The organism is Microvirgula aerodenitrificans DSM 15089 (assembly GCF_000620105.1).
In the GTDB taxonomy this organism is placed as follows: domain Bacteria; phylum Pseudomonadota; class Gammaproteobacteria; order Burkholderiales; family Aquaspirillaceae; genus Microvirgula; species Microvirgula aerodenitrificans.
Genome location: NZ_KK211072.1, coordinates 176,891 through 184,611, shown reverse-complemented (window position 1 = coordinate 184,611; position 7,721 = coordinate 176,891). Strand labels below are relative to the sequence as shown.

8 protein-coding genes are annotated in these 7,721 nt (G+C 53.9%); 5 read left to right on the top strand and 3 right to left on the bottom strand.

Annotation, left to right across the window (positions count from 1 at the left end; genetic code table 11):
• The coding region (locus Q352_RS0118940) for an integrase core domain-containing protein (protein WP_028500659.1) at positions 1–310 on the top strand (310 nt) is incomplete at its 5' end.
• Between the two features lie 89 nt (positions 311–399).
• Here the strand turns inward: Q352_RS0118940 and Q352_RS23680 are convergent.
• From Q352_RS23680 to Q352_RS0118935, 3 genes are all read right to left on the bottom strand, one after another.
• Positions 400–678, bottom strand: a complete 279-nt coding sequence (locus Q352_RS23680; protein WP_156952618.1) for a hypothetical protein — start codon at positions 676–678, stop codon at positions 400–402.
• Between the two features lie 222 nt (positions 679–900).
• A complete protein-coding gene (locus Q352_RS23675; RefSeq protein ID WP_156952617.1) occupies positions 901–2,031 on the bottom strand; it encodes a hypothetical protein in 1,131 nt (376 codons plus the stop codon).
• A gap of 48 nt (positions 2,032–2,079) precedes the next feature.
• Entirely contained in the window at positions 2,080–2,751 is a 672-nt protein-coding gene (locus tag Q352_RS0118935) for an XRE family transcriptional regulator (protein WP_036386991.1), read from the bottom strand.
• Positions 2,752–2,856: 105 nt separating this feature from the next.
• On the opposite strand from Q352_RS0118935, the gene Q352_RS23135 reads away from it, so the two are divergent.
• The 4 genes from Q352_RS23135 (at position 2,857) to Q352_RS0118920 (ending at position 7,587) form a co-directional block, all read left to right on the top strand.
• Complete coding sequence (locus Q352_RS23135) at positions 2,857–3,120, top strand: YdaS family helix-turn-helix protein (RefSeq protein WP_084300419.1); 264 nt, start codon at positions 2,857–2,859, stop codon at positions 3,118–3,120.
• Positions 3,121–3,231: 111 nt separating this feature from the next.
• The gene (locus Q352_RS0118930; RefSeq protein ID WP_028500657.1) at positions 3,232–3,690 is read left to right on the top strand and encodes a phage regulatory CII family protein; all 459 of its coding nucleotides are present in this window, start codon (positions 3,232–3,234) and stop codon (positions 3,688–3,690) included.
• 408 nt (positions 3,691–4,098) lie between these two features.
• Entirely contained in the window at positions 4,099–6,729 is a 2,631-nt protein-coding gene (locus Q352_RS22535; protein ID WP_051529099.1) for a DUF5906 domain-containing protein, read from the top strand.
• A gap of 399 nt (positions 6,730–7,128) precedes the next feature.
• Positions 7,129–7,587 (top strand): helix-turn-helix domain-containing protein, encoded by a 459-nt coding sequence (locus Q352_RS0118920; protein WP_028500656.1) that lies wholly within the window; start codon positions 7,129–7,131, stop codon positions 7,585–7,587.
• Positions 7,588–7,721 lie beyond the last annotated feature (134 nt).

The following is a 7,721-nucleotide window of genomic DNA, read 5'->3' as shown; positions in this document are numbered from 1 at the left end:
CGACAATGGCAAGGAATTCTGTGGCCGAGCCATGCTCACCTGGGCGCATCAGCGCGGAGTACTGCTGCGGCAAATCGAGCCTGGCAAGCCAAACCAGAATGCCTACATCGAGTCGTTCAACGGACGGTTTCGGGACGAGTGTCTGAACGAGCACTGGTTCACCACTTTGGCTCACGCCCGTGTCGTCATCGAGGTGTGGAGACGGGAGTACAACGACGAGAGACCAAAGAGGTGTTTGGGTGGGCTGACACCGTCAGCCTATGCGAAGCAGTTAGCCGGAAAACCGGCTACATTAACCACCGGGCTCTAAAGCTGAGTGCTACTGAATCCGGGGTGACGTCGGCCTCACATTAAACTCAAATTGATTTAAGCATCTATTTTTATTTATTTTCTCTAGTTTCAACTGCAAATCAAATGCGTTTTTTGGATATTATTTGAACGCTCTGTAGACTTAACGGTTTTTCTATAATTTTTTACGGTTACAATCAAAGTTAACGTTGCTAAAATTGAATGTAAAGTACCTCCGGCAAAATCGCCAAAAGTTCCCCAACCCCCATGATTTCCTGACAAATAATTCAATATAAATTTCCATACGTCACCTTTGCCTTTTAATTCATCCCCTACTCCCAATCCAAACCATACCCCATAAATAGAACACAGAATGAAAACAGGGAGCATTATTAATAAATAAACCCAAGGAAAATTGCATAAACCATTAAGAAACCGCCATGCCGAAAAATTATTACACTAAGTATATTTCTCCCGGTTTCATTTGCTTTATTGTTACCCATACCCATCCATACCACCCATTTGAAACCTCAATTTTCTCACATTAAAACATAGGTTCATCCGGATGAAGAACCTCCTGCATACCTCACATGAGCATTAAAAATATCTGAATCAAAGATCCGTCATTTTGCTAGCTTTCTCTTTTTTCCCAGCATTTAAATTATTCACCAGCGCCAATATAATTTCCTGGATATTAATAGGGTAGGATTCTTTCCCTTCTTTCGAGCGATTCTGTGAAGCAAAAAGTCTTGATGCAATTTCTATTTTCAACTTGTGCTGATCTTCTTCTGGGAGAGATGCGATATAAGGTGTAATAGCCTTTAAATCAAGTGATTTTTGCTGATGATAGTACTGTTGTTCTCGGTGCTTAGAAGATTCTCTTGCCAGATATGCGGCAGGAATTGAAACCAAAAATATCAATGAAATACGTACAATAGCGTTGTCAATTTTAAAATCATTGTCAAATGATTCGTAGACAGAAAAAGCTCCAATTAAAATTATTATGAGCATACAAAAAAGTGAACCTCCTCGAAGCCAATTTGCCACTTTTTTCTCTTCGGAGGCATTTCTGTCGTAGTCACTTGCCATCGCCTTTTTGGAAATATGGCCGATTAAATCATCAGCCTGCGCATTTTTTTGGTTTAATTTCAAAAGCTCAGCGTCTGCTTCTTTTTTCGCAGCAGTTAGAAATTCATCAACAGCCTTATTTGATTCATTGACTATATTGTTTAATTTATCAATTTTTTCAATTACTCCGTTAGCTTCTTTAGCTACATATTCATATTTTTTTTCAACCACAGATGCATCATAAATCTTTGCAACACTTTCAGTAAGTTCATCCTCTGTGTTGTGCTTATATTTTTCATCTTTATATAAGTATTCTAAAATTAGATTTCTATCCAAACAATCAATACCATTGGATTTTAATTGTTTACTCAGAATTTTCCACATATTTTCAATAGTAACAATTTCATTTTCAAAATCACTATCTTTATAATTTTCATTGGCAAAAATTTCAGCGGCATGGCCACATAAAATTGAAATCTCACATATTCGTTTCAAGTCAATATCTGATTTATTTTTATGCGCGGCATCATTTTTATAATCAACACACCGCTTACTAATAGCACGAAAAACATTATCCAACTGCCTCTGATTTGCATCACCCTCAAGTAAAAATTTTAATTTAGTAATAGTATCTACAATACGATCAATACAATCATCAACAAGCGTAAAATCCACTATTCTCTCCATTTAAAGCAATGAAAAAGCACTCTGAGCGTGAGCTAATTAACCTCCGCGCCAGACAATTTTTCCAAAGATATTTACAAAAAATGCCCGTTCACCCGTTGCATCAATATCCCGGTATTTAACTGAATTGTCACTATGCAAAATCAGCCCACCCGGCGCCTTGAAAATCCGCTTGATTAACCACTCATCGCCCAAGCAGACCGCATACACCTCACCATCCTTCGGTGCCGTGTCAGTGACATCAATCACCACCGTATCGCCGGCCGACAGATAAGGCTCCATGCTATCACCTGCCATATACAGGGCTTTCAGATTACCGGGGACAAATCCCCGCTCATCCGCGTAGCTCTTGCGAAACGCCAACTGGTCGTCTTCCCGGACGATCCAGTTCAATGCCCCGTCCGCCGACAGTTCCAAGTCGTAGCGGTCGATCAGCACATAGTCATCCTGGCTGAGTTCTTCGGCATGGTCATAGGTGACGATGCTGCCAGCGCCAGTCAATTGCTCTTCCGGGCCGAACAGCATCTCTTTCACGGTCACGCCTAAAGCACGGGCGATCAGTTCCATGTCGTGCAGGGTGGGTTCGCGCGTATCGCGCTCATAGTTGCCGATGCGCGACTGCCCGTCCCATCCGCAGGCTTCGGCCAGTTGCTTCTGGGTCCAACCTTTTGCGTTTCTCAGGGTGGCGATGCGCTGTCCGAGTTTGATCATGTTTGACTCCATTACTGCATGAAGGGTGAAGCTATCACGCACCGTGTTTGCCGAAGGCGACGTTCCGTGTTTACAAAAATCACATAACGTGTTTTCATTGCCAGCATGAACCCCTCTCCTTCCTTCATCCGAGATGTCATTCAGGCGGCTGGCGGCGCACTGGCGATTGCCAAGCGTCGCGAGATCGGTCTGTCGGCCGTTCACAACTGGCCGCTGCGCGGCCGAATCCCGGCCGACCACTGCCCGACGCTGGAGCAAATGTGCGCGGGGACGTTTGTCTGCGAGCAGATGCGTCCGGATGTGGAGTGGTCGGTCATCCGTGGTCAGTCCACGGCGGTTTTCTCCTCTGCTGCTTGTCCTGACTCTTGAGCGGCAGTTCGCCGGTTCGCCCGGCGTTTTTTATTCATGCCTGCAGCGTAAGTCGTGGTGGGCGCGTTGAGAACCTTTGACGGCCTACGTTTCGGGCCGGGAGTGTAGGCAATGGGATTGCAGGACGCGATTAGGGCGGACGCCGACAGTTGGCCGGGGCTGCAGGAAGAGCTGAGCCGCACAGTCTGTGGCTCGGCTCAGGGGCTGCGCCACAAGCTGGTGGGCTACAAGGGCGCCAAGTTCTCACCAGAGGAACTGGCCATGCTGATGCTGGCGACAGGCAGCCGTCATACGGTGACTGCGCTGGCGCGGGAGCTCGGCGGCGTGTTCCTGCAACTGCCGCCGCTAACCAGTGGCGTGGACCTGTCGACGCTGGAAGCGGAATGCCAGGCAGTGACGATGCGGCTGGCTGACATGTTCGCCGAGATCCACCGGGCCGTCGCGAATGACGGGCAGATCGACGGTGATGAACGCAAGCGCATCGAGGCGAGTTCACATGCGCTGCGCGAGCAGGTCCTGCGCTATCTGACGCTGTCCTTCCGGCTGTATGCACCGCTGGAGTCGCAATGACTGAGCCGCGCCGCCCTTTCCAGCTTCGGCGGTTGAAGGCGCAGGCGTGGCAAATCCGGTTCCTGCCGCCTGATCAGCAGCGGGAGGCAGGCAAGGCCCTGCTGAAAGCGATCAAGCATTACCTGGAAAGTTTGAGCGATGGCGCAGAACTACCGAGATCCGACGTTCGACATAGTAGCGGCCCGCGAAGCGGCCGCACAGCGGGAAGCAGACAAAAAAATTGAGCAAGCCCGCCGAGAGGCTGAACGCCGCGCCGATCCACGCTACACGGCCATGCGGCGACGGAAGATTGCCCGACTGGTCAAGCGAGCCATGTCTGGCATACGAAAGTAGGCAGTAGGCGGTTTCTTTTTCCTGGCGGCGCCAGCAGGCAATGCCAGCAGTACATGCAGTTCTTGGGGGCGAATCATGGGGGCGACGCTGGAAGGGGTATTGAACCAGTTCCGCGATAACAAGATGCCGGAGATCGGCGTGTCCGATCTGCGCGCCGACGGCAAGAAGCACATCTTCGGGCCGAAGCGGAAGGCGTTCTATCGCCTGTTCGAGTACGTGTCGCCCCGCACCGGTATGGTCTGGGTCAGTGGCACCTTCGGCCACAAGGATCAGTGGTGGAAGGTGGAACGCGAGGCGCTGGCGGATACGATGACGCCTGAGGAGCGCGCTCAGGCCCAAGCTGAGTGGGCTCGCAAGGAGCAGGCACAAAAGGCCCGCCAGAAGCGGGTCCATGAACTCGCAGCCAGCCGTGCCCGGCATCAGTGGGAACGTGCCAATAAGGGCGGAACCTCACCCTATCTGCAGCGCAAGCAGGTGGCCCGGCCGGAAAGCATCCGTTTCATGACGGACAAGGGCTGGGAGGGCTGGATCATCATTCCGTTGATCCGCTATGACGAGTCCCGGCTGGTCGGCGCCCAGAAGATCGCCCCCGCCAGACTGGAGGACGGCGGCGACAAGCGCTACAGCAAGGGTTTCGAGAAAATCGGTGCTGCCTGCCGCCTGGGCGATGAACCAATGGATGGCGATGCGATTCTGATCGCCGAGGGCTACGCAACGGCGGCCAGCGGGCGCGAGGCAGTGGACTACGCGCACCCGGTCTATATGGCGATGGACAGCGGCAACCTGCCCCATGTGGCCCGGATCCTGCGAGCCAAGTATCCGAACAGCCCACTGCTGTTTCTGGCCGATGATGACTACCTGCCGAAGCGTGACGGCGAGCCGAACCATATAGGCATGCTCAAGGCCCGTCAGGCAGCGGCGGAGGCCGGCAACGCTGATCTGGTATTGCCCTGGTTCTCGGTCCGCCGGCGGGAAACGCGCGGGGACGACAGTCTGCCCGAGCTGACGGACTTCAACGATCTGCACTGTGTGGAAGGGATCGCGCCGGCCCGGGAACAGATCGCGGCAGCGATCGCCTCGCTGCTCTCCCCTACCCCGCTCAAGGAGACTGCGCCGCTTCCGGCCGCCAACGACCCGGACGGGGGTGCGGGGAGTCTGGATGAAGTGGTGTCCGCTGAGCTGTACCGGCATTTCGCGCTGGTAGAGGGCAAGACGCGGGTTTTCGACCGGCGTACAGCGGTGGAATACAGCAAGGCGGCGTTGAAAGACCGCTTCGGCCGGGCTGCCGTCGATGCCTGGCTCGCGCGCGGCGACAAGCTGCTGATGACGCAGGCCGAAGTCTCTACTGTCAAGCGTGACCGGGCCGAGATCGAGCGTAAGACAGATGTCGAGCTGGTACCGATCATGCAGCGCTATGTCTATCTGGACGGCTCCAGCAATATCTGGGATGCAAAGCTGTACCGGGTGATCGATCAGGGGGCAGCCAAGCTGGCCATGGGCAGTTACTTCGATGTCTGGCGTGACAGCCCGGAGCGCAAGGTGCTGCCGTTCGATGCGATCCGCTTCGAGCCCGGTCGTGATCTGGGCCCGAATTACATCAATCTGTACCGTGGTTTGCCGCTGATGCCGGCAATACCTGCGGGCGACCTTCCGCGCGATCTGTGGGCGCTGCTACCACTGTTCCCCCAGTGCGAAGCGATTGTCGGCTTGCTGCAGCAGTTGTGCGGCTGGCGGCCGGCGGTCATCGAGTGGCTGCTCAACTGGATTGCGTATCCGCTCCAGCATGTCGGGGCAAAGATGGACTCGGCGGTGCTGATGCATGGTGACATTCACGGTTCGGGCAAGTCGATGTTCTGGGAGCTGTGCGTGAAGCCACTGTACGGCGAATACAGCACGACACTGGGACAGCACCAATTGGAAAGCCAGTACACGTCCAGTCGCAGCCGGCGGCTGTTCATTCTGTTCGAGGAGGTATTCGCTTCCAATCAGAAGTACAGCCACACCGGGGTGCTGAAGCACATGATCACCGGCAAGACCCAGACGATCGAGAAGAAATTCGTGGACAGTTGGGAAGAGGAAAACCACCTTAATGCGGTATTCCTGTCCAATGCGATCCAGCCTTTCCATGTCGAGGCGCACGACCGCCGCTATCAGGTAGTCTGGCCAGCAGAGAAGCTGACCGAGAAGGTCAAGGCGGATGTGAGCTTTGAACTGGCCAATGGCGGGCTCGAAGCGTTCTATGGTCTGCTGATGTCGGTACCGCTGACGTTGACGGTCGAGCGGGAGGAGCCGGTCAAGTTCGATCCGCACACCCAGCCGCTCATGACCCCGGAGAAAGCCCGGCTGATCCGCTATGGCTTGTCGGGCTGGGAGCTGTTCTGCTCCGAGTGGATGCGCGGCGATCTTCCCGCCCCCTTTGTGAGTTGTCTGGCGGATGATCTGGTGGCGGTATATCGCCACTGGTGCAACAGGTCGGGCGAAAAGGAAATGTCACGCAACAAGTTCGTGCAGGCGCTGGCGACCAAAGTACCCAAGGCACGACGCTGGTGGCGCTGGAAAGGCATGGGCAATGCGCGGCAAGCCCAGGTGTTCAAGGTCGGGCGGGAGGGTGCAGGCGTTGCTGAAATGGACTTTCTGGGCGACCATATCAACTGCTTCCGCGTTGCGGCGCGGGAGGCTGAAATAACCCTTCCCGAAGTAGCCTGATATGCAGCTTGTGCAGGGACTATGCAGGGTTCTGTGCAGGGCTGATACCCAGTAACGGCGGGGGTTTGTGCAGCTTGTGCAGGGTAAACAGGTCACGTGCGGGTGCGCGTGGCCTTTTTTGTTTTCCCCCTACCCTTTTTCAATGTTTCAGGCGGGAGAAAAAATATCCACGCATGTATGAGAAATTACCCTGCACAAGCTGCATATCCTGCACAAAAGCCCGTCGTTACTGGATTTCGTGAACCCGGTTTGCTGCACATTACCCTGCACAGCCCTGCACAAAGGGCGGCTCACTTTCTGGTGAAATTCCACGCGCCATGCTGTAATATATTGATTAATAAAATAAAGCCTGACTTGATTTGGCTAAAGGAGTCTCCAAGAGTCTTCACGGAGGCGAACGTGGTAAACCTGAATGATATTGATGAGGCCCTGCGGCTCTGGGCCGGCTATGTAGCCCGGCGAGAAGATGGTGGTCTCGGCTATGCGATGCAAAGCCTTTACCGGATGGTGGAGTCCGGCCCGGAACGGGCGGTCGGCTTCGGTGTAGTGGTACCGTTTGCCGGCGTTCCGATCGATGTGCGCGACCCGGCCGAGCAGGAAAAGCTGGAACTGATCGAGCGGGTGGTCATGCGCGAGGTCACGCCATCGGTCAGGGTGGTTGTTCTGAGCTGGTATCTGGGGAGTGGGACTGTCGACCAGCGTGCCCGAGACCTGGGCACCACCCGGCGCACGCTCTACCGCTGGGTCGAGAATGCCAAGCTGGCAGTTGCGCAAAAAGTAGCCGCCGTGCGCTATGGCGTTCGACAGACCGCATTCCCGATAGTGGCCGACCGCTACCGCCTGGCAGCGAACGATTAGCCGTTGACAGCCATGGCACACTTTCGATAGCATTTAGGTAGGCTGTTTGTTTTTGCGTCCAACACAAACCCGAGATTGCATGTCTCGGGTTTTTTTGTGCCTGTCGCCTCCGCGCCCCGGTCGATCCATATCGT

Excerpts from the sequence above, each read along its gene's own strand:
- Q352_RS22535 (WP_051529099.1), top strand. The coding sequence starts at position 4,099 with ATGGGGGCGACGCTGGAAGGGGTATTGAACCAGTTCCGCGATAACAAG.
- Q352_RS23680 (WP_156952618.1), bottom strand. The coding sequence starts at position 678 with ATGCTCCCTGTTTTCATTCTGTGTTCTATTTATGGGGTATGGTTTGGA.
- Q352_RS0118930 (WP_028500657.1), top strand. The coding sequence starts at position 3,232 with ATGGGATTGCAGGACGCGATTAGGGCGGACGCCGACAGTTGGCCGGGG.
- Q352_RS0118935 (WP_036386991.1), bottom strand. The coding sequence starts at position 2,751 with ATGATCAAACTCGGACAGCGCATCGCCACCCTGAGAAACGCAAAAGGT.
- Q352_RS23135 (WP_084300419.1), top strand. The coding sequence starts at position 2,857 with ATGAACCCCTCTCCTTCCTTCATCCGAGATGTCATTCAGGCGGCTGGC.